Source organism: Streptomyces sp. ADI95-16 (assembly GCF_003721495.1).
In the GTDB taxonomy this organism is placed as follows: Bacteria; Actinomycetota; Actinomycetes; order Streptomycetales; family Streptomycetaceae; genus Streptomyces; species Streptomyces goshikiensis.
Map to the genome: position 1 here is coordinate 1,601,909 of NZ_CP033581.1, position 23,873 is coordinate 1,625,781.

22 protein-coding genes and 5 pseudogenes are annotated in these 23,873 nt (G+C 70.3%); 11 read left to right on the forward strand and 16 right to left on the reverse strand.

Features of this window, described 5'->3' with window-relative positions:
• Positions 1–231 precede the first annotated feature (231 nt).
• The 5 genes and pseudogenes from EES41_RS42285 to EES41_RS06760 all read right to left on the reverse strand — a co-directional run.
• Positions 232–440, reverse strand: a pseudogene (locus tag EES41_RS42285) (ATP-binding protein); the annotation flags it as partial.
• A gap of 115 nt (positions 441–555) precedes the next feature.
• Positions 556–924 (reverse strand): group II intron maturase-specific domain-containing protein, encoded by a 369-nt coding sequence (locus EES41_RS42815; protein ID WP_254211736.1) that lies wholly within the window; start codon positions 922–924, stop codon positions 556–558.
• A 45-nt stretch (positions 925–969) separates the two neighbouring features.
• Positions 970–1,492: pseudogene (locus tag EES41_RS06750) on the reverse strand (transposase family protein); the annotation flags it as partial.
• 87 nt (positions 1,493–1,579) lie between these two features.
• The gene (locus EES41_RS06755) at positions 1,580–2,011 is read right to left on the reverse strand and encodes a PRC-barrel domain-containing protein (RefSeq protein ID WP_123076524.1); all 432 of its coding nucleotides are present in this window, start codon (positions 2,009–2,011) and stop codon (positions 1,580–1,582) included.
• A 2-nt stretch (positions 2,012–2,013) separates the two neighbouring features.
• Positions 2,014–2,205, reverse strand: a complete 192-nt coding sequence (locus EES41_RS06760; RefSeq protein WP_216827245.1) for a hypothetical protein — start codon at positions 2,203–2,205, stop codon at positions 2,014–2,016.
• A 25-nt stretch (positions 2,206–2,230) separates the two neighbouring features.
• Here EES41_RS06760 and EES41_RS06765 point away from each other — a divergent pair, with 25 nt between their 5' ends.
• A complete protein-coding gene (locus tag EES41_RS06765) occupies positions 2,231–2,503 on the forward strand; it encodes a hypothetical protein (protein ID WP_164495640.1) in 273 nt (90 codons plus the stop codon).
• 26 nt (positions 2,504–2,529) lie between these two features.
• Here EES41_RS06765 and EES41_RS06770 read toward each other — a convergent pair whose 3' ends face one another.
• The gene (locus tag EES41_RS06770; RefSeq protein ID WP_254211351.1) at positions 2,530–3,426 is read right to left on the reverse strand and encodes a universal stress protein; all 897 of its coding nucleotides are present in this window, start codon (positions 3,424–3,426) and stop codon (positions 2,530–2,532) included.
• A 375-nt stretch (positions 3,427–3,801) separates the two neighbouring features.
• Here EES41_RS06770 and EES41_RS06775 point away from each other — a divergent pair, with 375 nt between their 5' ends.
• Both EES41_RS06775 and EES41_RS06780 read left to right on the forward strand, forming a co-directional pair.
• The gene (locus EES41_RS06775) at positions 3,802–4,575 is read left to right on the forward strand and encodes a slipin family protein (protein ID WP_123082313.1); all 774 of its coding nucleotides are present in this window, start codon (positions 3,802–3,804) and stop codon (positions 4,573–4,575) included.
• A gap of 194 nt (positions 4,576–4,769) precedes the next feature.
• A complete protein-coding gene (locus tag EES41_RS06780) occupies positions 4,770–5,105 on the forward strand; it encodes a DUF3040 domain-containing protein (RefSeq protein WP_123076528.1) in 336 nt (111 codons plus the stop codon).
• Positions 5,106–5,321: 216 nt separating this feature from the next.
• Here the strand turns inward: EES41_RS06780 and EES41_RS42290 are convergent, their stop codons facing one another.
• Positions 5,322–5,615: a hypothetical protein gene (locus EES41_RS42290; protein WP_216827246.1), complete on the reverse strand. Its 294-nt coding sequence runs from the start codon at positions 5,613–5,615 to the stop codon at positions 5,322–5,324.
• A 392-nt stretch (positions 5,616–6,007) separates the two neighbouring features.
• Here EES41_RS42290 and EES41_RS42295 point away from each other — a divergent pair, with 392 nt between their 5' ends.
• Positions 6,008–6,196 (forward strand): hypothetical protein, encoded by a 189-nt coding sequence (locus EES41_RS42295; protein ID WP_216827247.1) that lies wholly within the window; start codon positions 6,008–6,010, stop codon positions 6,194–6,196.
• 151 nt (positions 6,197–6,347) lie between these two features.
• On the opposite strand, the gene EES41_RS43790 is transcribed toward EES41_RS42295, so the two are convergent.
• On the reverse strand, positions 6,348–7,961 hold the full coding sequence (locus EES41_RS43790; protein WP_164495768.1) for a DUF389 domain-containing protein: 1,614 nt from the start codon (positions 7,959–7,961) through the stop codon (positions 6,348–6,350).
• A gap of 376 nt (positions 7,962–8,337) precedes the next feature.
• On the opposite strand from EES41_RS43790, the pseudogene EES41_RS42825 reads away from it, so the two are divergent.
• The 6 genes and pseudogenes from EES41_RS42825 to EES41_RS06820 all read left to right on the forward strand — a co-directional run.
• Positions 8,338–8,632 (forward strand): annotated as a pseudogene (locus tag EES41_RS42825) (substrate-binding domain-containing protein); the annotation flags it as partial.
• An 83-nt stretch (positions 8,633–8,715) separates the two neighbouring features.
• Entirely contained in the window at positions 8,716–11,076 is a 2,361-nt protein-coding gene (locus tag EES41_RS06800; protein WP_164495769.1) for a hypothetical protein, read from the forward strand.
• Positions 11,077–11,094: 18 nt separating this feature from the next.
• Positions 11,095–11,349, forward strand: a complete 255-nt coding sequence (locus tag EES41_RS42830) for a transposase (protein WP_302186150.1) — start codon at positions 11,095–11,097, stop codon at positions 11,347–11,349.
• 394 nt (positions 11,350–11,743) lie between these two features.
• Positions 11,744–12,801, forward strand: a pseudogene (locus EES41_RS06810) (IS110 family transposase).
• 266 nt (positions 12,802–13,067) lie between these two features.
• Positions 13,068–14,408 carry a DUF1254 domain-containing protein gene (locus EES41_RS06815; protein WP_254211353.1) on the forward strand — a complete coding sequence of 447 codons (1,341 nt, stop codon included), beginning with the start codon at positions 13,068–13,070 and terminating at the stop codon, positions 14,406–14,408.
• 408 nt (positions 14,409–14,816) lie between these two features.
• Complete coding sequence (locus EES41_RS06820; protein WP_302186151.1) at positions 14,817–16,397, forward strand: alkaline phosphatase family protein; 1,581 nt, start codon at positions 14,817–14,819, stop codon at positions 16,395–16,397.
• Between the two features lie 348 nt (positions 16,398–16,745).
• Here the strand turns inward: EES41_RS06820 and EES41_RS06825 are convergent.
• The 5 genes and pseudogenes from EES41_RS06825 to EES41_RS06840 all read right to left on the reverse strand — a co-directional run.
• Positions 16,746–17,082, reverse strand: a pseudogene (locus EES41_RS06825) (hypothetical protein); the annotation flags it as partial.
• 284 nt (positions 17,083–17,366) lie between these two features.
• A complete protein-coding gene (locus EES41_RS42835) occupies positions 17,367–17,726 on the reverse strand; it encodes a hypothetical protein (protein ID WP_254211354.1) in 360 nt (119 codons plus the stop codon).
• Positions 17,727–17,749: 23 nt separating this feature from the next.
• The gene (locus EES41_RS42840; protein ID WP_254211355.1) at positions 17,750–18,820 is read right to left on the reverse strand and encodes a replication-relaxation family protein; all 1,071 of its coding nucleotides are present in this window, start codon (positions 18,818–18,820) and stop codon (positions 17,750–17,752) included.
• A gap of 335 nt (positions 18,821–19,155) precedes the next feature.
• Positions 19,156–19,467, reverse strand: coding sequence for an anti-sigma factor (locus EES41_RS06835; protein WP_254211356.1), 312 nt, complete (start codon positions 19,465–19,467; stop codon positions 19,156–19,158).
• The gene (locus EES41_RS06840; RefSeq protein ID WP_164495771.1) at positions 19,464–20,021 is read right to left on the reverse strand and encodes an RNA polymerase sigma factor; all 558 of its coding nucleotides are present in this window, start codon (positions 20,019–20,021) and stop codon (positions 19,464–19,466) included. The genes EES41_RS06835 and EES41_RS06840 overlap by 4 nt, the downstream gene beginning before the upstream one ends.
• Positions 20,022–20,179: 158 nt before the next feature.
• Here EES41_RS06840 and EES41_RS06845 point away from each other — a divergent pair, with 158 nt between their 5' ends.
• Positions 20,180–20,491: an anti-sigma factor gene (locus EES41_RS06845; protein WP_123076540.1), complete on the forward strand. Its 312-nt coding sequence runs from the start codon at positions 20,180–20,182 to the stop codon at positions 20,489–20,491.
• A 251-nt stretch (positions 20,492–20,742) separates the two neighbouring features.
• On the opposite strand, the gene EES41_RS06850 is transcribed toward EES41_RS06845, so the two are convergent.
• The 3 genes from EES41_RS06850 to EES41_RS06860 all read right to left on the reverse strand — a co-directional run bounded on the left by EES41_RS06850 (position 20,743) and on the right by EES41_RS06860 (position 23,616).
• Positions 20,743–21,813, reverse strand: coding sequence for a methyltransferase domain-containing protein (locus tag EES41_RS06850; protein ID WP_123076542.1), 1,071 nt, complete (start codon positions 21,811–21,813; stop codon positions 20,743–20,745).
• Positions 21,814–22,068: 255 nt separating this feature from the next.
• Positions 22,069–22,755 carry a TVP38/TMEM64 family protein gene (locus EES41_RS06855; RefSeq protein WP_123076544.1) on the reverse strand — a complete coding sequence of 229 codons (687 nt, stop codon included), beginning with the start codon at positions 22,753–22,755 and terminating at the stop codon, positions 22,069–22,071.
• Positions 22,756–22,836: 81 nt separating this feature from the next.
• Positions 22,837–23,616: a class I SAM-dependent methyltransferase gene (locus EES41_RS06860; protein ID WP_164495772.1), complete on the reverse strand. Its 780-nt coding sequence runs from the start codon at positions 23,614–23,616 to the stop codon at positions 22,837–22,839.
• Positions 23,617–23,873 lie beyond the last annotated feature (257 nt).

The following is a 23,873-nucleotide window of genomic DNA, read 5'->3' on the forward strand; positions in this document are numbered from 1 at the left end:
CCCCTGGTTGAGGGTTGTCGCGACGCTTCTTCTGGCGGTCTGGGTGATGTTGCTGGCGAGGGACCTTTTGCGACGGGCCCATGGCCGTAGGTCTTCTGAGCACCCGGATGAACCGGCATCTTGAAGATGGCGATGCTGTGGACGACCCGCCGTCTGTAAGGGCGGCGGGCCCTCGGGCAGAGGGCGGGTATAGCCGGCCTGGGCGGGTTCCTCGGCTCGGGCTCGGGTGCTGGCCAGTCGGTAGGAGTCCGGTGCCGGTCTCGATGATCGTGCCGCTGAAGGTGAGCCGGTCGACGAATGGCGGCGCAGAGCCGGGGGTCGGTGAACGTCCTGGTCCAGCCGAACGACTCGTTCGAGGCGGTGGCGACGCTATGCTTCTCCTCACGCTCGGTCAGGATCTCGAAGAGGAGCTCGGCGCCGTGGCGGTCAAGCTCCATGTGTTGGGTCGGGGACGGGACGCCGTGCACCCTTTCAGGTGTCGGTTTTCCCATCTCCGCCCGCCGAACCGGACGTGCCCTTTGGCCGGGCATCCGGCTCTCCACGTGATCCGAGGAGTCAGGCGAGGTATTCGCTGACCTGGCCGACGAAGGCCGCATCATCGTGGCTGGTCCGGCGGAAGCGTGCTCCGTCCGGATTCACCTCATCGATGTTGTACGGCGTGCTGATCTGCGCTCCGGGGAGGCGGTCACGTTCAACCCACTTCTTCGCCGGGTTGTAGAGGACGATCCCGCCCTCCGTGATGCGGTCTGCCCCGTAGTAGCGGCGCCGCAGCTGTTTCCAGGTCACACGGGGGTGTTTGTAGCGAATCCAGTGAATCAGCCTCCACCACGCGTACCAGCCGAGGTAGGAGAACGTCTTCTTGGACGCGCCATAGCGAAAATAGGCCGACCAGCCCCGGAGGACCGGGTTGACCGTCCGCAGCACCTCTCCAACGAGAGCGATGTAGTGCTTCGCCCCGTCAGTTTCTTGAGCGTATCGGTGGCGCCGGCGCAGGGCGAAATCGTCGACACCGATCACGCGGGGCACCCGTCCGGCGGGCAACGCGATCCGCAGCAGGGTGCGCAGGGCCGTATGACGCGACAGGCCCATCGCGAGTATCGCCAGCAGACGCGAGCCCGCACGGCCCGCTAACTCCTTGACACGGCCATGATCTGCCTGGTCAGACCGGTCGTGCGCCTCTGGTATCGCTCCAGCACCCCGGGTAGCTGCTCGCGGAAGGTGTGGCGGCAACCGCGGGTAGGACGCACCAGACGTCGTATCCGGACACGGACCACGACCTGTCGGCCGTCGATCGGCAGGTCGGCGACCGTCCGCCAGTGATAGCCGTGCACCCGCCCCGACAACACCCCGCACACCGGGCAGACCGCAGTCGATCCCGGAGTCCGTGCCCTCACGACCACGCGCTCACCCTCGTCGACCACATCCTCAATGACCAGCGGGTAAATCCCCGGAACACTGTCGCTACCGGCTCGTTGAGACTCTCCATGCTCACATCAACGACCTATGCCACTCTGCGTCACCGCCGAATGTGAGCCAGGGCCGTTGACCGTACAGCGCTCCGCGCACGGGTGCCGGTGGATCAGAGGGTGGCGACGATGACGGCGTAGCTGCCGGCGCCGAGGAGGCGTTCACCGTCGACGTCCTGGCTGTCGAGGATGAGCCGCTGGATGTGGCCGGTGGTTGCGCCGAACTCGATGTCCTGCACCGTGCCGAGGTCGTGTCCGGTTTCGGTCAGGACGCGTTTGCCGAGGGGGTCGTGTTGCTTGTCCGCCGGGGTCTTGGTGTCGTCCTCGGTCTGGATGTCGTCGGCTGAGCGGACTGTGATGGCGTCGGGTCCGAACGCCTGGACGTGGTTCCAGGTGACGAGGGTGCCCGGGCGTTTGGTCTTCACGCGCAGGGCGGCGATGCGGGCGGGCGAGGGGGCGAGGGCGAGTCCGGTGACGCTGGCGAGGGCTTCGGCGGTGGACAGGGCGATGACGCCCCGGCCCTTGGTCTGGCTGAACAGCGGCATCGTCACGCCTCCTGTTCGAGGCGGGTGCGCAATCCGCGGGCCGCTTCGGCGAACCCGGCCAGGTCTCCGGCGGTGAATTCGCCGGCGGCGTCGGGGACGAGGACCATCTCGCCGGAAATGGCGACGGGTTTGACCACGGGCAGCAGGACCCGCTGGTGGCCGCGTCCGGCAGCCTCGAGGTCGTAGCCGGCCACGGTCGGTGTGTGTCCGGTCTCGATGATGACGTCGACGATCCTGCCCAGGTCGCTGCCGCCGTCCAGATGCCGTGGTCAGGGCGTCGCCAGGCCGTGCGGGCGGCCCGCCGGCGGCCCAGCCGGCCGGGTCGCCGGGCGCCTGCTGCCCGAGCAGATCGACCCCTCGGACGGCTCGTTCCTGGGAAACTTCCCCCAAGGACTCAGCCACGTCGGGCTCCTGTCCAGCTCGGTGGTCCTCGCCCGCATCCAGCGCGGCATCCAGCCCGAACTGTCCACGGAAGCCTGGTTCAGGCACTGACCGGCCGCCCCGACCTGCGCCGGCTGTCAGGGCTCGTCGGGGTGTTCCTCGTCTTCCGGGGCTTGGGGTACGACGGCGACCGGGCAGTGGGCGTGGTGGAGGACTTCGCCGCTGACCGAGCCGAGCACGAGCCGCTTGAGCCCGCTGCGGCCCCGAGTGCCGGCCACCAACAGCACCGCCGTACGCGATGCCTCGACCAGGACGCTCGCCGGCCGCCCCTCCTGCACACACAGCCGCATCCGGGGCCACCGTTGCCGGTACGCGGCGAGTTCGCGCTCCAGTGCCTGCGCCGCGCTGTCCCGCAGGGCCTGATGGTCCGTGAGCGCGGGCCCAGTGGTGCCGGCCCCCGACAGCAGCGGAGGGGCCACCGCGTGGATCACGTCCAGGTCCGACTTTCGGCGGATCGCCGCCTCCATGGCGAAGTCCATCACCTCGGCCGGTACGCCGCCTACCTCCACCGCAACCGCGACCCGCCTGCGTTTTGGGCCGGGATCCGGCTCTTCGCCCGGGCGGATCACCAGGACAGGGGATGCGGCATGTGTGGCGACCTGCAGCGCGACCGATCCGAGCGGAAGCCGGGGAAGTCCGCCCGATCCCCGGTGCCCCACCACGACCAGTGACACCTCGTGCGAGCGCCGGATGAGTGCCGGGGCGGGCGAACCCGAGACGATATCGGGAACGACCCGCACTTGCGGAAAGTCCGCCGCCACCAGCTCGGCGAAGGGAGCGATCACCCGTTCCGCCCGCTGCACATGATCCGTCCCCGCCTCCTCCGAGCCGTGCGGCAGCGGCCACTCCACCGCGTGCAGGACCCGCAGGACACCGCCGTGGGCCAGCGCTTCCCAGGCGGCCGCCCGCACCACCGGCACCAGCTCTTCGGCATCAACGACACCGACCACCACACCCCCGGCAACGTCATTCACGGCATCTCCAGTCCGCCTCCGTGCGGGCTCGCCGGACCGTAACCCCGCACACAGGCGTGCTCAGGGAAGGAACAGCGCCTGGCGGCGGAGAACACGACGGCGGCCAGGAACGACCGACGCCCCGACGACGAAGGCTTCGGCTTTCGCCACCAAGACCAGGATGCACACCTCCCGGCTCTCCGCGTGTGCGGAGCGGCTCTCCGGCATCAGCACCCTTACCCACGGCGGCTGCCCCGGCGCCCCAGTTCCACACCTGGCCTGCGACGAACCCGGCACTGCGCCGACCGGTACCGGGCCGGCGGCCAGGGTCTACACCCCGGCTGAGCGGGAAGAATCCCAAGAAGAAGTAAAGTTCCGTGATTGTCGGTGATGATCATGCGGCAAGGACTGCTTACTGCTCTGGTCGTGGCGGGCATCGGCGCGGTGCTGTACCTGGCGGCCGCTGCCCGGGTGATCAGGCAGTACGAGCGCGGGATCGTGCTGCGCTTCGGCCGCTTGATGGGATCCGTCCGCGGTCCGGGGTTCACCATGGTCGTTCCCGTGGTCGACCGGATGCACAAGGTGAACATGCAGATCGTCACGATGCCGGTGCCGGCCCAGGACGGCATCACCCGGGACAACGTGACCGTGCGGGTTGATGCGGTGATCTACTTCAAGGTCGTCGACCCGGTAGACGCGATCATCCGCGTGGAGGACTACCGATTCGCCGTCTCCCAGATGGCCCAGACCTCTCTGCGCTCGATCCTGGGCAAGTCCGACCTCGACGAGCTGCTGTGCAACCGGGAGAAGCTCAACCAGGGCTTGGAGCTGATGATGGACAGTCCGGCCGTCGAGTGGGGCGTGACCATCGACCGCGTCGAGATCAAGGACGTCTCCCTGCCCGAGGGTATGAAGCGCTCCATGGCCCGCCAGGCCGAGGCGGACCGTGAACGGCGCTCCCGCCTGATCAACGCCGACGCCGAACTCCAGGCGTCCAAGAAGCTCGCCCAGGCGGCGGCGGTCATGTCCGAACAGCCGGCCGCCCTCCAGCTGCGGCTGTTGCAGACCGTCGTGGCCGTGGCCGCCGAGAAGAACTCCACCCTGGTTCTGCCCTTCCCCGTCGAACTCCTGCGCTTCCTCGAACGAGCCGGCGGCCCTCACGCGCAGTAGGCCACGGCCTCGCCCGGGCCGGTCACCGGGAAGCTGCCCGGCATCCACGGCGAGCCGCACGACGGCCAGCCGGATTCCCCGAGAGGACGGCCCCCGTTCACCGCCGGTGATGCCAGCCCGAACGGCACAGACGGCGCACCAGCAGGCGCGCAGTCCAGCCTCCCCACGGATCCGCAGGAGCGGAGGTGAAAACGATGGACCACGGTCCGCGACTGTCGTCCCGCGAACGCAAGATCCTCGCCGAGATCGAGCAGACGCTGTCCGAAGGCAACACATTCCCGGCCAGGCCGCACAGCGCGGCGGACACCTGGCGGGGTGCAGACCCGTTCAGGCCCACGGCAGGTGGGATCTGCGTGCTGGCGGCCCTGTCCCTCGTGCTGCTCGTTGCTGCCGCCGCGACCTCCTGGCCGCTTCTGATGTGGTGCTTCGCCCTCGTCTGGGCCTCCATGCTGGCCGCCACGGCCCTTCACATCCGGGGCTGGTGCGGCGAACAGAGCCAGCCCGATGGCGACCGCCCCCACAACCGGTGACCGGTGGTGCGCAATCCGCGAACGCGGCCCGGCAGCAGGCCGTCCACGCCGAGCGTCCCTGTCGGCCGTTGCGTCGTCAGGACATCGGCACTGCCGTCGCCGGGAGCCGACAGGGAGGTCACCAGACCCCCGAGGCCGGGGCGGGTTGGTCACGTACGGCATCGCGGTCTCACGCGGACCGGGCGCCAGGAGCGGTGACGGGGCAGGGTTGTTGGCTCACGCGGACCGGGCGTAGGCACTCTCGATGAACGTGAGGACCCGGTCTTGGAGTTGATTTCCCCGGGCTCCGTCCCTGCGGATCATGTCGGTGCCGTGGTGACCGCCGTTGTGGATGACGAGCTCCTTTCCGATGCCGGCCGAGGCCGCATGGAGACTGCGGACTTCGCGTTCCACCGCACCGTTCATGTCACCGGGCGAGACGACGAACAGGGACGGGCTGCTGATCTTCCTCACGGCGGCCACTCCGTCGCCGCCGCACTGGGCCGGTGAGGACATGACGAGCAGCCCCACGACCGGAAGATCGCTGTCGGCTCCGGCGATGGCCGCCGTGGTTCCGCCGCACGATGCCCCGCCGACGAGGACTCACTGAGCGCCGAGCCGTTTTAGCTCGGCGAGCCCCGCGCGGGCGTCCCGGTCCGCCACATGGGCGGTGTCGATGGTCTTCTCGGAGGCGCCGTGGTTGCGGTACTCCGGGAGCAGCTCACGGTATCCGCGGGCGGCGAGTTCCTCCCCGATGCCGAGGAAGGAGCAGATGCTGTAGCCCTGTTCATGGTTGAGCAGGATGCCGCGGGGGCCGTCACCGGGTTCGATGGCCGAGAGGTGGACCCCCGTCGCTCGTGGTCAGGGTGGTGGCCCGCTCCCGGAGCCGTTCGGGGACACTGGCATTGACCAGGTGCCCGGTCTTGGAGCGGGTCGTGTGCTCGGCGGAGCTCGACGGGTACTGGACGGGCCGCTGCCTGGGCGGTGTTGCCTCGGGAGTCTGGTGGGAGGCATCGGGCGACGGGGGCGTCGAGCGGGGAGCGGAACTCGACGGTCGCGACGGTGAGACGGCCTCGGGCCCCGAGGAGCATCCCGCGAGCGCGCCGAGGTAGAAGCCTGGAACGTGCGGAGGGTCGAGAGCATCGCCGTGGGGTGTCCGCGCTGTCCTGATGGCGGTTCTCGCCGATGGTGGGTGAGCGCGGCAGCTCACCTTCGGTGGCATGACAGGCTGCCGGGGTGGTGACTTGGTGTGGCGGGCGGATGTCAGCGGACGGTTCGGTCCGGGGCCGCCTCGGCGGGGAATGAGGCGGCCGGGCGGGGAGTGGTCTGTCCGAGGATGGTGGTGGGCAGCCACTGGATCGTGACGGGGTTCCTCGGGAAGGCGGTGCGCAGTTGTTCCTGCAGTGTCCCGGTGTCGGGTTTGTCTTCTCCGGTGAGGGTGACGGTGAGGGCGGTTCCGGTCTGGGAGACGGTGAGGAGGTGCTGGCCGGGGTGGGTCTCGGTCCAGGCGGCGATGGTTGTCCGGGCTGTCTTCTCGGTTTCTTTCGGGCTGTCGGCCACGGCGTTGGGGGTGGTGCGGTGTGTCCAGGCGAGGCTGACGGGCGGGTGGGCGGTGAAGTGGGTGGCGATGGCCGCTTCGAGGTCGCGGGCCTGGTGCGGGGGGCGGTCGCCGGAGGTGGAGACGACGAGGGTGGCGTCGTTGTAGGCGAGGCCGTCGAGGGCGAGGGACTGCTCGGCGAGCCAGTGTTCGACGACCGGCTGGGCCTGCTCGATGGTCAGGGCCGGGCGGGCGGGGGTTCGGGAGGTTCCGTCGGTGGAGGGGGTCCAGCGCAGGTCCACGGTGGTGGCGTGGCCGAGGGTCTTGCCGAGGTCTTCCGTGAGGGCCTGCAGGGGCGGCGCCGCCTTACCGGTGATGCCGACCTGGACCTTGGAGCCGACCAGGGTCACGCGGTTGAGGTCGTCGTCCGGGCCGAGCCATCGGGTGATCGACTGGGTGGCGAGTTGCAGGGTGTGGGCCTGATCGGCGGAGTGGATGAACCGAGCGGTCAGCACCGTCGCGACGGCCAGTGTCGGGACGGTGATCAGGGCCAGGGTCAGCACGAGCCTGGCCGGGTTGGCCCGCAGCCGGGCGGCGGGCATGAAGCCGGTAAGGACGAACACGACGGCGGCGGCCAGGACGATCCCGAAGAGGTTCGCGGCGAAGAGCAGTACCGCGCCGCGGGCCAGTTCGGGCTGCCCGCGACCCATCAGAACACCGGCGGAGGACAGCGGCGGGACGAGGGCCACGGCCACCGCCACACCCGGCAGTGCCCCGGAGACCTCCTTGCGGACCGTGGCGTACGCCCCGGCCGCCCCGGCCGCCAGGGCGACCAGCAGGTCACGGACATCCGGGCTGGAGCGGGCCAGCGCCTCGGCGGGCATCGTCGACCCGGCCGAGGGCATCAGGACCGTCATGGCCCACGCGATGGCCATCGATGCGACCGTCGAGAGACCGACGACGGCCAGTCCGCCCAGCAGGCGCGCGCCCCAGCCCATGACCAGGGAAGCGGCCACGCCCATGATCGGGGCCATCAGAGGTGCCATCATCATGGCGCCGATGACCACCGCCGTGGAGTCCTGCAACAATCCCACCGTCGCCACCACGACGGACAGGCACAGCAGCACGATGAAGCGCCGGAGCGCCTCCGCCGAGGGCCGCACCATCAGCGCGTCCAGCACGCTCCGCCGCTCCGCCGCGGACAGCCTCGGCCGCAGGCGGTGTTCGCGGTGCTCCCCGCCGGCCCGGCGAGCACCACCGGCAGCTGCGGCGGTGGCGTCAGGGGCGGTATCGGCCCCCGGGGCTACGCTCTCGTCGCTCACGCGGGCGGTGTCGGTCATCCACTTCACCTCTCGCGTCGGGTGCGTCAGGCCCCGGCTCTGCACCAGAACCGCGCATGCCGCCGTGTCAGCCGGCACTGGGCCGGGAACTGTCGGCGTACCCGGCCGCAGGCAACAATGCGACAGTGTGGCCTGCCGGTCGCGCCCGGCGGGGAGGCCGCTTTCGGTCGACGGCCTGTCCGGTGAGAAGAACTGGCAGGCCAAGCCCCTACAGCAGCTCGGTCCGGAAGGTATCCGAGGAGCGTTTTCCCACCTGATCGGGTGAGGGCCTCCCAAGCCGTGCACATATCTCACGGCGTAGGAGCCCATGTCCCTGACCACTCCACCTCGTACGGCGCGAGGAAGAGCTGATCACCTTCGATCATGTTTCCCCAGCGCCCTGCTGGAGGCCGACTGCACCGGGATTCGTCTGCGGCAGCGACCCGATGGCGCTGGGCGTGATCCGGGCGGCACGCGAGCGGGGTCTGCGCGTACCGGAGGACGTCTCGGTCGTCGGCTTCGACGACTCCCCGCTGATCGCGTTCACCGACCCGCCGCTGACGACCGTACGGCAGCCGGTACGGGCGACGGCGGCGGGTCGGTGTGCGCTGCTGGAGGCGGTCGGCGGCACCGCCGTCCAGCGCGGCGAGTACGTCTCCCAGCTGGAACTCATCGTCCGTGGCTCTGCCGCCCAGGAGCCCCCGGCAACACCCCGGGTCTCACGCAGGTGCCCGGTCCCAGCGCCTGGGATTTCCCCGCCAAGTGCGGTTTCCTGGTGCCCATGCTTCCCTCGGCCCTACATACCCCGCTCACGCGCAGGGCCCGGTACGGTCGCCTCGCCCTGCGCGCGGTAGCGGCCGGGCTGGTGGCCGCCGGGATACTGGTGGTCAGTCTGCTCGGGGTCATCCGCGTTACCGTCCTGGAGCACGACTGGTACGACTCGGTACTGGAACGGCAGCGCGCCTACCACCGCGTCTACGACGAGGTGCTGGTGGACCCGCAGCTCGCTGACATCCGGGGAGACTTGCTTGCCCGGCTCCCGGTCCCGCCCAACCAGATCTCCTCCAACCTCCGCCTGGCCCTCCCACCCGCCACCCTGCGCGGCATGACCGACACCCAAGTACAGGGAATTGTCGCCTATTTGAGGGGTGACGAGGAGGAGCTTCACTTCCTCATCGACCTCAAACCAGTCGCCAACAACCTCGCCGGCCTCGCCGAGGTCTTCGCCGGGGATCTCATCGGTGACGTACCGACGGTCACCGCGGCTAATGCCCCCGCGCTGGTCGCCGGTGTGCAGCAGGCCCTCGACGACCTCGCCGAGGGGCGCAGCCCCGAAGGGCTCCCCACGCTCAAGGTCCCCCCGGACGCGATTCCGGCCCTGGCCGACGCGATCCTCAAGCTGCTGCCCGCCGGCACGGACGCCGCCCGAGCGGAGCTGCGCCCGGCTGTGATGGCCGCGCTGGAAACCGGTGATGCGGTCCAACTGATCGGCCTGCTGGTACCCGACGCATTCGGCGACGCGGTGGAGGGGGCGCGCGCCGGGCTGGCCGCCCAGAGCCAGGACCGACCCTTCGACCTCCTGATCGACATCAGGGCACAGGACACCAGTGTCCATCTCGGCCCGCTGCCGCAGATCCGGACCCTGACGGCCCTGAGCGTCAACGGCACCCTGACCCTCGCCGGGGTGGCCGTCCTGTCGGGGATGCTGCTGCTGTGGCTGACCTCCTCCGCCCACCGCCTCGGCCGACTGCGCGCCCCGGGCTCGGCACTGGCCTCCGGCGGGCTGATCTCCATCGCCGGCTGCCTCCTCGTCCGGGCGGCCCTGCCCGAGCCGTTCCCCGCGGGGGAAGGAAACTGGGCACCCTCATTCCGCGCCCTCACTGCGGACCTCCAGGCCGAAGCCGTCGGGGACTTCTCCCGCCTGTGGCTGCTGGCGGCGGCGGTGCCGGTGATCGCGGGGGTCCTGCTGGTCACGGTCGCGGTCACGGCCAGGGCCAGGGCCAGGGCCAGGGCCCAGTCCGTACCCCGGGACGCGGCACGGGCGGAGCCCGCCCCGCTCTCACGTGCCCGTATGCACAACGCGGTGGCGGCGGTGTCCGTGGCGGCCGCCCTGGGACTGTCCGCCTTCCTGCCGGTCCCGACCGGCGGCCCCCCGGACCAGGACCAGCGCTGCAACGGATCCATCGAGCTCTGCGACCGCGGTTACGACCGGATCGCCTACCTCACCGCCCACAACGCCATGTCCTCGACCTCCGCCCACTTCATTGGCCCCCTCCAGGACCCGAACATCACCACACAGCTCGACCTCGGCGTCAGGGCTCTGATGCTGGACACCTATACCTGGGAGAGTGGGACCGAGATCGCCGCACGTCTCACAGCGGACGACGAGGGCGGTGCCGGCCGGCGGCGGATGCTGGAGTCGCTCATCGACCGGTACGCGCCCGCCCGCCCCGGCCTGTGGCTGTGCCACTCCCTCTGCCGGGCCGGGGCCGTCCCCCTGGTCGACACCCTCCGCGCGATCGGCGCGTGGATGCGCGCCAACCCGGACGAAGTGGTCACCTTCATCGTCCAAGACGCCATCACCGGCGAGCAGACGGTGGCCGCACTGGAAGAAGCCGGACTCGGCCCGCTCCTCGCCACCCCACCACAGGACCCGGACGGCCCCTGGCCGACCTTGCGCGAGATGATCGCCGAGGACCGGCGGCTGATGGTCTTCGCCGAGCGCGCCGACGGCCCCGACCCGCGCTACCGGAACTTCTACCGCTACGCCATGGAGACCCCGTTCTCATACGCCAGCCCCCAGCTCATGAACTGCGCGGAGCACCGGGGCGGAAGCGGCAAGCGGCTCTTCCTGATGAACAACTTCGTCACCGACTCAGGCGGCAGCCGGCCCGCCGCCGCCCGCGTCAACACCTCCTCCTTCATCCTGGACCGGGCCCGCCGCTGCCGTGCGCAGCGAGGCCGGCCGGTGAACTTCATCGCCGTGGACTACGTGACGATCGGCGACGCCCTGAACGCGGTCGACGCTCTCAACGCCGCACGCGGCCAGGACCCCGAGGAGGAGAGGGCGGCGGAAGAGCAGGCACCCGAGACCGCCGCCACAGCCGCCGACCTGGAGGGCCGGTCAGGGCCATAAGTCTCGTACGGCGGCTCAGTGTCGCCCCTGCCGGCCCGAGCCCAGTGCACGAGCACCGCCGACAGCGCCCGCACTGTGGGCTTTCCCCCGCAAGAGCTCCGCGACCTGCAACTTCGCGTCCGTACCGAGCAGCAGACGCCCGAGTGGAAGGCTCGCCATGCGGTGCGCTCCGGAGTGGAGGGAACGGTCAACGAGTTCGCCCACGCCCACGGCGACGGCATGCGGCGCTGTCGCTACCGAGGGCAGGAAAGGCCCACATCCAGCACGCCCTGACCGCCATCGCCGTCAACATCGAGCGCCTCAGCGGACTGTCCCCGACCGAGGCCCCCCACGCCCCGCCGACCGACCGCCTTCCAGGGCTACCTCGACCAGCGCGAGATTCCCCGGCCGAAGTCCTGGCGAACCCTGGGCAGCTGACCTCGGCGACTCCAAGATCCCCGACTGTGAGGATGGGGAGGCACCGGTCGAGGGTCTGACCCGATCCCCGATTGACGCTTCGGCTGTCCTCACTCTGAATCGTCGGCCCTCCGAGCGGTGCCGTCTCGTGCACCAGCCGGCGATCGTGACCTCATAGAAGCTTGACCCGTGTGGTCCCATCACAGTCGTGTCCGTCTGCCGACCGGTGCGCGCGAGCCCACTCGCCGCGCACGGAAGGAACCCGGCCACCATGTCACAGCCCATCGAGGTGATCGGCGGGATCGACACTCACACCGACGTTCATCAGGCCGCCGTACCATCGGCCGGTACCTGGGCACCAAGGGGTTCCCCACAACGCCCGCGGGTTACCGGGACCTGCTGGAGTGGCTGCATTCCCACGGCCGAGTACTTGTCGTAGGCATGGAGGGCACCGGCTCCTTCGGCGCCGAACTCGGGCGTCACCTCCGAGCCAACCAGATCGCCGTAGTCGAAGTGGACCGACCCGATCGTCGGGCTCGCCGAGCATCGGGGAAGTCGGATTCCATCGATGCCTACGCCGCGGCCACCGCGGTCCTCGCAGGCCGCGCCACAGGAACCCCGAAGAACCGCGATGGCGCGGTCGAGGCGATCCGCGGACTGCGCGTCGTACGTGCCAGCGCCGTCAAGTCCCGCACCCAGACCATCAACCAGATCAAATCACTGATCATCACCGCGCCTGCCGCGGTACGCGAGGCACTACGCTCGCTGGCCACCCCCGAACTGGTCCGACGGCTGGCCGCCAGCCGTCCCGGCGACGAACTCGCCGACCCCGGCACGGCCGTCAAAATCGCCCTCAAGCGCCTGGCCAAGCGGTACCTGCACTTGAGCGAGGAGATAGCGGACGCGGACGCTGACCTGCGCGTCCTGATCTCCCGCACCGCGCCCGGCCTGCTCGCGCTCCTGGGCGTCGGGACCGAGACTGCCGGACAGCTACTGGTCACCGCTGGAGACAACCCCGACAGGCTCGCCTCAGAAGCGTCCTTCGCCCACCTGTGCGCCGCCGCACCCGTGCCGGCCTCGTCCGGGCGCACGGACCGCCACCGGCTCAACCGTGGCGGAGACCGCCAGGCCAACCGTGCCCTGCACACAATCGTGCTGGTCCGCATGCGCCACGACCCGCGGACCCGCAACTACGTCGCACGACGCACCCTCGAAGGACTCAAGACGAAGGACATCTTCAGGTGCCTCAAGCGCTTCGTCGCGCGAGAGGTCTACCGCCATCTCACCAGCGGTTTCAGCGACGCGATCCGGCCGTCTGCTACAGCTTGACGATCTATAGAAGCTTCAGAGTCAAGCTAAGGGCTCGCCTTCAAATTCCACATCGAGTTCAGTCCACTATTCGCACACTCTGCAGCTGATGGAGGGGAGTCTGGCACTGCGTTGCTGCCGGATGTGCGGCAGGGCCCTGCGATTGACAGGCCCGGCAGAGGGGCCACCGTGATGGCTCGCTGCTCCCCGGTGCGTCCCGGTCGCGGGCCGAGGTGGTCCGGGTGACGATGGCGGTTCGGGCTGGTCGCAGAAGAGGGCGGTGCACGGTGTCGGATCTTGAGGCTCTGGCGGCGGAGGCGTACGTGTACGGCTTCCCGCTGGTGTTCAACCTGGACGAGGTGGAGCGCTTCACCCGCAAGGGCATGGGGTCGCTGGCCCCGACCGCCTTCAACAGGTTCAGCCATGCTGACACCCTGGCAGGGCCTGACGACACCTTCGTCAGCATCAACAACGACACCGTCTACTCCATGGCGCAGCTGGATCTGAGTGGCGGCCCGTTGCTGCTGCGGGTGCCCGACACGGGTGGGCGGTACTACGTGTTCCAGTTCGTCGACGCGTGGACGAACAACTTCGCCTACGTCGGCCGCCGGGCCACCGGTACCGCGGCCGGGGCGTTCCTGCTCACCGGCCCGGGCTGGAGCGGCGACGTTCCTGCGGGTACGGTCCGGATCACCTCGCCGACCTCGGTGGCCTCGATCGTGGGCCGCTGGGCATGCGAGGGCCACGACGACTTGTCCGCCGTCCGAACCCTGCAGCAGGCCACCGCCCTGGCCCCCTTCGGTGACCGTGCCGCGCCGGCCGGGCTCCCCGCGCCGGAGGCCGCCGTCGACGGGAGCGAGCTGCTGTTCTTCGAGAAGCTCCGCACCCGGATGCGGGCGTTCCCGCCCGCCGGCGCCGACCAGGACTACCAGCAGAGATTCGCGCCACTGGGGCTGCTGGACACCTCCAGCCCCTACACCGACCCGCCCGCCGGACTGGAGCAGGCGCTGCGGGCCGGCCACACCGCGGGCAAGGAGCGGGTGGAGTACGCCACCACTCACGGCAGCAGCCCGGAGCAGAACGGCTGGAAGCTCGCCTACGACGCCTTCAACTACAACCTCGACTTCTTCGGGCCCGGCACCCTCGACACCCCTCAATGGGTCTTCTCCGACCGGGCGACCGCCCGGGTCGTGCGGGCGGCCTCCGCCCGCGCCGGCCTGTGGGGCAACCACGGCTACGAAGCCGCCTACGCGATGACCTGGAACGACGGCAACGGCAGCCCCCTGGACGGCACCCAGGCGTACACACTGCGGTTCCAGACCACTCCGCCGGTGGACGCCTTCTGGTCGGTCACCATGTACGACCTGCCCGACTACTACCTCGTCGCCAACCCCATCAACCGCTACTCCGCCGGCGACCGCACCCCCGGCTTGCACTACGAACGTGACGGCTCGCTGACCCTGCACCTCCAGCCCGACCGGCCGGCCGACCCGGCAGCAGCGGCCAACTGGCTGCCCACCCCGCCCGGGCCCTTCCGCCCGGTCCTGCGGATGTACCAGCCACGCCCCGCCGTCTTCGACGGAACCTACAACCTCCCCCCCATCACCCCCCGGCACAGCCCCACGTAGGCCACCGACCACCAACGTCACGGTCCGCGCCTCCCAGAAAGCAGAACCTCTCGGCCTCGGACCACGTGAGCCGGGCCGTGAACCCCCCCCTGTGCGCCTCAGCCTGCGGAGTTACTTAAGGGCCCATTGCCCTGCCTGCTCCGTGGCGCACCGAGCAGGCACGCGCCGGCGGTCAGTCTGCGCCCGCTGCGTGACGGCCGATTGAGGCTGACTCCCGGCGGCTGTGCTGCGGGGGGCGAAGGCCGCAGAGACCTGGCGTCGGTCAGGAGGGGGACTGCACGGCACGCGATTCGTTGTCGCAGCTTTCGCCGATCTCGTGGCAGTAGCGTGAAACAGCCCATTAGGACAAACAAGTAAAAAGGATAGATAATCCGTAAATGAGCCTGGTTGATGTGCAGAGGAGTTCGTATGGCGCGGCTGGGTCCGGAGAACGCGCTTGACCACGTGGTTGTGGTGATGTTCGAAAATCGTTCGTTCGACAACCTGCTCGGTCGGCTCTACGAGCCTGGTGAGGTGGACGCGTTCGAGGGGGTGCTCGGGAAGGAGCTGAGCAACCCGATTCCGGCGTGGCTGCCGGACGGGGCGCGCGGTCCTGTCTCGTACGGGGTGGCCGGGGACATGAATACGCCGGCGCCGGATCCCGGCGAGGAGTTTCACCACGTCAACACGCAGTTGTTCGGCATTCTCGATGAGGCCAACCGCGGCCAGGCGGAGGCTCGCGGGTCCTTCAACGCCCCGCCGACCGGTCGGCCGGCGACGATGGACGGGTTCATCGCCGACTACGCGAGCATGCTGCTGTTCGAGAACGGCCGGATGCCCTCGTACGACGAGTACGCGAAGATCATGACCGGCTACACGTCCGAACAGATGCCGGTGATGTCGGCGATCGCCCGGGGCTTCGCAACGTTCGACCACTGGTTCTGCGAGGTTCCCTCGTGCACCTTCCCCAACCGGTCGTTCTTCCACGCCGGAACCTCCTCCGGCCACGTGATCAACTTCCCGCCGCTGGACGCGTTCCCGGCCCACAATCCGGCCGAGACCCTCTTCGACCGGCTGGACGCGGCCGGGCTGAGCTGGCGGGTGTACTGCGACCCGCCCTGCCACGCCTCACTGACCGGGATCATCCACGCGGCACGTCTGCGGCCCAAGTTCGCAACCCACTTCGTCTCGACGGCGCAGTTCTTCGACGACGTCGAGAAGGGAAACCTGCCGACGTACTCGTTCATCGAGCCGCAGATCATCGGCTACGCACACAACGACATGCACCCCCCGTTCGGCTACCTGTTGGAGACGATGGCGAAGTCGCGCGGTATCGCCGAGCCCGACCGCATCCTCGCCGACCCGCCGTCCTCCCTGATCGCAGGCGAGGAACTGCTCGCCCGGATCTACCGGGCGATCCGCTCCTCGACCGCGAACGGCTCCAACCACCTCAACACCACCCTGCTGGTCACCTTCGACGAGCACGGCGGCACCTACGACCACGTGCCTCCGCCGACGGCGGTGCCGCCGACCGGAGAGCCGGCACCTGGCCAGATGGGCTTCGCCTTCGACCGCTCCGGAGTCCGGATCCCCACACTGGCGATCTCCGCGTGGATCCCCGAGCGCACCGTGGTGAGGGAGGAGTACCGGGCCACCTCCCTCATCGCGACCATGCGCGAGCGGTGGAAACTCGGATCGCCCTTGACGGCCCGCGACGCGAGCGCGCGCAGCTTCGCAGGGATCTTCACCTCCCCGGCTCCTCGCGCACAGGACGACTGGCCGGAGGTGACAGCCCAGCCCGTCCCCGCCGGCCCGGAGTCGTTCGTGCCGATGGACGCGCCCCTGGGTCTGCTGGGCAAGTCCCTCCTCGGAGGAGTGGCCGCACTCGGCAAGGGAATGGGCGTCGACGTGCCCGACCCCAAGCCCGACCAGCCCCTGACCGGAAGAGAGGGCATCGAAGCGGCACAACACGTACTCGCCGAACTCTTCCCCCGGCTTCAAGAACGGTAACGGGCGCAGCGACCGAGACAGCCGCGGAAGACCGCGAGCTGATCAGAGCTTCACCGGCGGCTCCCGGCACGGGTGACCTCAAGGTACGGCGATGAGCGGGGGTGGTCGCCCAGGATGGGGCGATGAGCACACTGCGGCCCCGGTGACCTCAGCCACGACATGATCCAGGCCATGAACGCGGCAGGGACCGCAGAAGGACTTGCGTGCCCTCGCCGCCAACATCCGCGCCGACGCCGAAGACCGCTATGACGGCACGGAGCCCGGGTGGCGGGCCGGTGTCGAGTGGACGCGGCAGTGGATCGAGAACACCACCGCCCAGCTGACCGAGCACCGCAGTGCCGGCGGTCGGGGTGTGTCACCGGAGTAGTAGAAGCGGCACACGACGCCCGGCCCGGGTGTGCGGGGCGCGCCGGGGCGAGGGTCGTACAAGGCGCGGCCGCCGGGCCACCGGGACAGTTCGGTCATCAGGGCGGCGCCGTCCTCGATCTCCTCCGGCCGCCAGCCGTGGATGTCCAGCAGCAGGCCGTCCAGCGGGCCTCCGACCAGGACGGCGTAGGTCCGGTGCGGGAGCGGGCCCGGGGTTCGGGTTGTCGTGATCCGCGCCGTAGACGCGGCCGTTGCGCAGCTGTTCGTCTCTGTTCGTCCGGCCAGCCGGCCGAACGGCACTGACATTGTGCAGGCCCATCCGGGCGCGCGCCTGGCCTCCCGTGGGGAGGACCGGGAGGGCGGCGCGGCCGCGCTCTGCCGGGGGATTGCAGGGCGCGGCCGGGTGCGCCTTCTCTGCCGGGGGTGGCGGAGTGGTACGCACCGCCAGCATGGCACCAGTTCTGGCCATTCGGCAGGGGTGTGACCGGAATTGGTCGTGAGCTGCCGTAGTCGGATGGGCCCGTCCCGCCCGGTGGTGCGGTGACTTCGGGGCCGGTCCCGCTGTGCGGCCTGGCGGCTGCCGGCCGCACAGCGGGCACACGGTCAGGTCCGCTGGCGGAACCATCCGCGGACCCGGTCCGGCTCGGGGTCGTCCCGCGGCTCTGGCGGAGCGGCGGCGGCTTCCTCGCGGGCGACGTCGTCGGCGCGGCACGGGCCACACACGGACTTGTCCCCGGCCCGTACGGCGGTCCGGTGCACGGTGATCTCCTCCCAGCGTTCGTCCGTGAACTTCCGCCCGCAGCGCTTGCACACCGGGCGCTCCGCCTCCCGCTGTGCGGCGCGGCGCTGCTGGTCCTCCGCGTCGGCGCGGGCCTCCTGGGCGCGGTAGAGGGCGTGGCCGTCGGGGTTGTCGAGCGCGTCGTTAAGCGTCTGCTCGCCGGTACGTCCCAGCCGCCGCCACACCGCCGCACCGGCGCCGTGCTCCGTCAGCTGCTCCAGGGTGGTGACGACGACGGGGACCGCCTGGCGGTAGTCCCGCGCGCGGTGATGGCCTTCTCGTAGAGGGAGTCGTAGCGGCGCGGCGCCCAGTAGCGGCGGCCGGCCTCCTCCAGCGCGGCGACCGCGTTGTCGACCTTCGCCTCGGTGGTGTCCGCGAACACGAACGCGAGGGGGACCAGGCCCTCCCGGCCGGTCGGCGGGTAGAACCTGCGCCACAGCCGCTGCTCGTGATCGACGTGCTCGATCGCGTCCGGCCGTGAGCGGACCAGGTCCACCGTGCGCTTGGCCGCGTCCTTCGGCAGCAGCCGGCCCCACTCCCAGTACCGGCGCAGCTTGACGACCAGGTCGTGCGCGTCCTCGGTACGGCGGTCGATCTCCAGCAGCAGCACCGGCACCCCGGCCTCCGGTGCCCGCACGACCAGGTCCGCCCGCTGCACGTAGCCGTCTGCGAGCCGGTGGGCGATCTCGGTCTGGAAGCCGAGGCGGTGGCCGATGCCTGCGCGGTGGAGTTCGGCGGCGGTCGAGGCGACCGCCGCGGCATGGTCGTCGTAGCTGGTGCCGAGCAGCTTCCCGGTGACTGGGTCGTACTTCTCCTCCCGCAGCACCGAGATCCGTATGCCCTTCGGCTCCAGCAGCTTCTTCGCCTCGCCATGTCCTCGCTTCGTCAGCACCCACACCTGCCGCTGGTCCTCCCGGACCGTTTCGATCCTGACCAGGTGGTGCTCCTCCAGATCCAGGAGGTTGTCCCGTACGAGCTTGTCGTGCTGGTTGTCCGGACGGGTCAGCTTCCACAGCTGGTCGGGCGTAGCCCTCTGGAAGATCCCCAGCGCTTGCAGCAGTTCCCGGCGTCGAGGCCCGGTCGAAGTCCTCCTGTGCTGGGGACTCCTTTGGACATGAGGGTTGTCGGACCTGCGGCGACCCCCCTTCCGCCGTGTCTGACCTGCGGAAATGCCCGGCCCTTGGCGTCGGGGCGCGGAGGGGGTGAAGGAGGGGTCCACGGAGGGGGACCTTCTGGCCTGGACAAGGGGCTGCTCGGGGTCGTCGGCGGTGCTCGCCACAGGGTGCTCCTGCAAGGTGGGGCGGGCCTATCCCGCCATTCACCTTCTACAGGTGTCGTCCGCAGTGACATACCCTCGGAAGACGACCTCAATGGCTGGTTCTCGCAGGTCAAAGCCCTGATCCCACGCAGATGCCCCCGCAGTTGCCACGGTGTTCGAACCGCGTGCCGCCCCGCCTGCCCCAGCTGAAAGGCGGCCCCTCCCGCCGTCCGGCAGTTGCTGGACCGGCGGGAGGTGTCCAGATGGGCACTACCACGGAGGCGGACCGGGTCTGCTGGGCTGGATCCTGTGACGTCTCGGATACCTGCCGGGCTCCCCCCGCGGGCAGCCCGGGCTCAGGCCCCGCCAGGCGGCGCCGCGGCGTCCGGGCTGCCGCCCTCCTCACCCAGGAGCGACTGTCCGAACTGCCGCAGCCGCGCCACCGCGTCGGAATCCGGTTCCGCCCGGCGGGCAAGAGCATGATGGATTTCCCGGTAGACCGATGCCTCCAGACCGCAGCGACGGCAGTCTTCCAGATGGGCGGCCACCCTGCGCGCGGTCACCTCGTCGCTTTCCCCGTCGAGGTAGCTCTGCAGCACCCGGGCGACCTGGATACAGTTCATCCGGCGTTCGCCGGGCCGGCGGGCCCACCATGAGCGCTTGTTCACATCACACCTCGCTTCGGTGCCAGTCCTGCCGCGGCCAGCCGCGCCCGTATCCGTTTGCGGGCCCTGTGCAGACGGCTCATCACGGTCCCTTCGGGTACGTCCAGCAGATGCGCGGCCTCCGCATAGGTCAGCCCGTCGATGTCGACCAGCTGCACCACCTGCCGGTGCTTGTCCGGCAGCGCGGACAGAGCCGAGTCGACCACCTCGTCGAACGCCTGGCCGACCACCACTTCTTCCGCCGACCCCTGAAAGCCGGAGGAGCTGAGCCGGTCCAGGTCGGTGTCCGGGTCGTCCAGCAGGTGCGGGCGGCGCCGTCGGTGCCGGTTGATCTCAGCTCGGCGCATGATCGTCAGCAGCCAGGCCCGCGGGTGCCTGCCGTCGAACCTGTCGATGGCCCGGTAGGCCCGCAACAGGGTGTCCTGCACCAGGTCCTCGGCATCGGCGGGCTGCGCGGTCAACGTCATCGCCACCCGCAGCAGCACCTCCACCTCGGGCAGTACATAGGCCGCGAACGCCTTCCCCCGCGGGTCCGCCGGGTCGGGCGCCGCTGTCACTTGGTCTTCCACACAGCAGAAACCCCCTGCGCCGCAGTGCACATTCCATCGCTCCCTTATATCCCGTATCCGGCTGCATCCGCCCAGGCGGCAAAGCCGCGCACGGGCGGCAGTGATACCGGTGGAATGCGTCGCACCGCGGGCGGGGTTTCCGGTGCATGAGGAAGCAGGGCGTCCCCGGACCGGGGCAGGTGTGGGCCGAGTGCCGCGAGAAGATACGGCATCTGCTGCTGCGCGGCGAGGTCGAGGCGTACGCCGACGGCCAGCTGAGCGGCGCGCACCGGACGAGGGTGGCGGCGCACATCGCCTGCTGCTGGACGTGCAGCGGCAGCCTTCAGCTGCTCCAGCTGATCAAGGCGTCCCTGCGCAACAGTCCTCGGCGGACGCCGGCTTCCCTCGCCTCGGCCCGGATACGACGCTACGCCCACCAGCTCACCGTGCCACCGGCCCCCGCCGGTCCAGAGCATTGACGGACCGCCGTCGCAGCGGGGCGCGAGGGTGAGGTGCCCTGCCCGGGCGCCCAGGCCGACGAAGTCTCGTATCCGCGGCGGACGACGACGGCTGCCGTAGTGGCGGGCGGGCCATGAGCGGGCCGGGACTGCGCGGGGTGCGGCGCCGCGGGCAGCAGCGGACGGCCGCACCCCGGGGATCAGCCGGATCTCCCCGGGGCCCCGGTCCGCACTGGTGTCCGAGGTTACGGGGGCGCTGCGTCCGGGGCAGGTCAGCAGCAGCCCGACGGTGTTTGTGCCCTCTGACCGTCGGCGGGCGCGCAGGGGAACAGACCGAAGTGGCGGCTCTTGTCACCGGTGACGCTGAAATGGCCGGAGTAGCGGGTGTCACTGAGCATGTCGGCGGTGTTGCCGCACACGGGCATCGGTTTGCCGCGGTGGAAGCGGTGATGGTCGTCCAGGTCGAAGGCGTGCGGGTGCTCGGGAAGGGTGCCGTGATAGACGGCGAGTTGGCCGTAGTCCTCGCAGCGATCCTCCAGCGGAAGCTTGAAGGCGCGGACGGTGCGGGAGGTGAAGGCGGCGAAGCCGATCTTCCGTTCGATGTCCGGGTCGCTGATCGTCACCGGGGAGGCGGCGACGGTGCGCACGTCCGGGCAGCCGGTGCGGTCCAGGATGCGGCGGAAGTCTTCCGAGTACAGGGCGCCGGCGAGGCATTCGCCGACGAGGACGGGGTCGTCGAGGAGGGGGGCGGGAAGGCGGCGGTCGGCGAAGATGTCGGAGAAGTACAGTTCGCCGCCGGGCTTGAGGACGCGGAAGATCTCGGAGAAGACGCGCGGCTTGTCCGGCGACAGGTTCAGGACGCAGTTGGAGACCATCAGGTCCACGGAGGCGTCCGGGATGCCGGCCGTGGCCAGGTCTTCGATGTAGCCGTGGCGGAAGTCGGTGTTGGCGTGGCCGAACCGGTCGGCGTGCCAGTCCTGATGGCGGCGTGCTACGGCCAGTTGTTCCTCGGTCATGTCGACGCCGATCACTCGGCCGGTGGGGCCGACCAGTTGGGACAGCACGTAGACGTCCCGCCCGCTGCCGCAGCCCAGGTCGAGCACAGTGGCGCCGTCGAGTCCGGGCGGGATGGGTGAACCGCAGCCGTAGAAACGCTCCATGACCTCGTCGTGCACCTGGCCGAGAGCCGCGGCGATGTGGGGCGGCGGTGCCGTGTCCGTGCAGCATGCCGAGGTCTTCAGGTCCGCGGAGGAGGCGAGCACCTTTCCGTAGTAGTTCCTGACCGATTCCGCCACGGACGGGAGGGGCGTCTGCTGCCCCGGGGATACGTCGATTGTCGCCATGTCTCTCCCTGATGAGTGATCTCTCGTGCTCCCGAGCCGGTGGTTCGCCGGGGCCGCGACGGGAACCCGCTGTGCGGCGGTTGCCATTCCCCCTCCGCGGTGCCGTAATCCGGGCAGGTCCCAGGTCAGCGGCGATCAACCACCGGTGTGCAGGGCTGACGCCGCCCACCGCGCTCCGAGGCGCGGTGGACTACCTCACCTCAACACGGGCTGCCTCCCTCTCGGTACGTCCGCCGTCGGCGTCCCCCGGGGGCGTCACGGGCTACCGACGGTCGCGCCGCCGGCTTCGACGCTGCGGGAGCGGACCAGCCGTGCCGCCCACCAGCCGCCCGCGCTCAGCACCAGAAGAGCACCCAGCGCGATCCACAGCCCCGGCGAGCCGGGGTCGCCCAGGGAACCGCCGAGCCCGGTGTAGACGACGGTGCCCGGGATGATGCCCAGGGCCGTGGCCGTCACATAGGAGGAGAAGCGGACACCGGCCACCCCCGCCCCGTAGTTGATCAGCGAGAAGGGGAACAGCGGCACCAGCCGCACGAGCAGCACGGCTACGAACCCGCGGCGTGTCAGGTAGGCGTCCAGCCGGGCCAGCCGCCCCGAACCGGCGTAGCGGGCCACCACCGGACGCCCCAGCCAACGAGCCAGGCCGAACGAGAGAGCCGCACCCGCCGTCGCGCCCACGAGCACCGCGCCGACCCCCACCGCAAGTCCGAACAGCGCACCGGCGGAGGCGGTGAGCACAGAGCCGGGCAGCAGAGCCGTCACAGCCAGGGCGTAGACGACCGCGAAGACGACCGGCCCCCATATGCCGAGCGAGTCGACCCACCGGCGCACGTCGCGCAGCAGGTCCCCGCCGCCCAGTGCCACCCAGGAGCCGAGTACCACCAGCAGGACCACGAGGACGGCCAGCCGTATCCACGCCGCGCGCGTCGGCCTCCGCGCCACCCCGTCCGGGCCCGCGCCGGAACCCGGGCCGGTGTCGGGCGGCGTGGGCTCGGTGGCAAAGGAGGGGGGTTGACTGGTGCTTCATAGCGGCTCCTGCGACGGTGGTTCGGCGGGAAGGTCGGCCACCACGCGGCGCAGTGGCAGCTCCAGGCGTCGCCCTGGGGCCGCCCACCGTGCCAGGGAACGCTTGGCGGTCTGGGAGCGTGCGGGTGTCAGATCGGGCAGATACAGGGCGTCGGCCAGCAGGGAGGCCGCGTCGGCCGAGTCGATGGCGAGGGTGAAGACGCGTTGCTCGTCTGTGCGGACGCGGAAGCCCGCCGTGCGCAGCACAGCGGCCAGCCCGTCGCGGGCCTGCGGGTTGGGCCACGGCTGGCGTACGGCGCGCAGGGCCGCCATGACCCGGAGCCAGCCGAGCATGCCGGACGGGGAGAGCCCGGACTGGGAGGGCACCAGCGCCGCGAGCGTCCCGCCGGGACGCAGTACGCGCCGGATCTCCCCGAGGACCTGCGGCAGGGGGGTGACGACCGGCAGGCACATGGCCGCGCAGACCGCCCCGGTGCTCGCGGCGGCGGCCGGGAGCGCGTCCGCACCGGCCCGGATCAGTGGTCCGCGGCCCCGGCGGGCTGCTTCGGCGAGTTCTGCCGCCGACAGGTCGATTCCGACCCAGTCGGCGTCCGGCAGTTCCTGACGGGTGGGTGCCGAGCCGCAGGCCAGGTCGAGGACCGTGCCCTCGATACCGCGCAGCGGTTCGGCCAGCCAGGTGTAGGGGGAGGTATCGGCCAGGGCGAAGAGCTGCTCGGTGATCCCGGGGTGCGCCTGGTGGTAGGCGGCGATGAAGCGCCGCCAGCCGGGTTCGTCCATCCAGCCTTCGCCCCTCTTCCGATCTTCCGATCCGTGGGGCTACTAGCCCCCTGTGCTTTGCGTCGGGAACCCTGTCGGGCCGGTCCCCCATTCCGTTTCGGACACGCCGCAGGCGCACGGATGACACGGGAGGGCCATCGTGACCGTGATCGTGGGGCTGGGAAAGGGAAGGCCCCGGCTGTGTCAGCGGGTTTCCCCCACGTCCCACGATCGCACGCCGCCTGTCCCACGGCGGTGCACCGGCTGGAGAGAGCCCG

Coding starts and splice junctions, on each gene's coding strand:
- EES41_RS06775 (WP_123082313.1), top strand. CDS start 3,802: ATGCGGCAAGGACTGCTTACTGCTCTGGTCGTGGCGGGCATCGGCGCG.
- EES41_RS43790 (WP_164495768.1), bottom strand. CDS start 7,961: ATGACCGACACCGCCCGCGTGAGCGACGAGAGCGTAGCCCCGGGGGCC.
- EES41_RS06780 (WP_123076528.1), top strand. CDS start 4,770: ATGGACCACGGTCCGCGACTGTCGTCCCGCGAACGCAAGATCCTCGCC.
- EES41_RS06755 (WP_123076524.1), bottom strand. CDS start 2,011: ATGCCGCTGTTCAGCCAGACCAAGGGCCGGGGCGTCATCGCCCTGTCC.
- EES41_RS06850 (WP_123076542.1), bottom strand. CDS start 21,813: ATGGCGACAATCGACGTATCCCCGGGGCAGCAGACGCCCCTCCCGTCC.
- EES41_RS06765 (WP_164495640.1), top strand. CDS start 2,231: ATGACGTCGACGATCCTGCCCAGGTCGCTGCCGCCGTCCAGATGCCGT.
- EES41_RS06845 (WP_123076540.1), top strand. CDS start 20,180: ATGAGGAAGCAGGGCGTCCCCGGACCGGGGCAGGTGTGGGCCGAGTGC.
- EES41_RS06860 (WP_164495772.1), bottom strand. CDS start 23,616: ATGGACGAACCCGGCTGGCGGCGCTTCATCGCCGCCTACCACCAGGCG.
- EES41_RS06820 (WP_302186151.1), top strand. CDS start 14,817: ATGGCGCGGCTGGGTCCGGAGAACGCGCTTGACCACGTGGTTGTGGTG.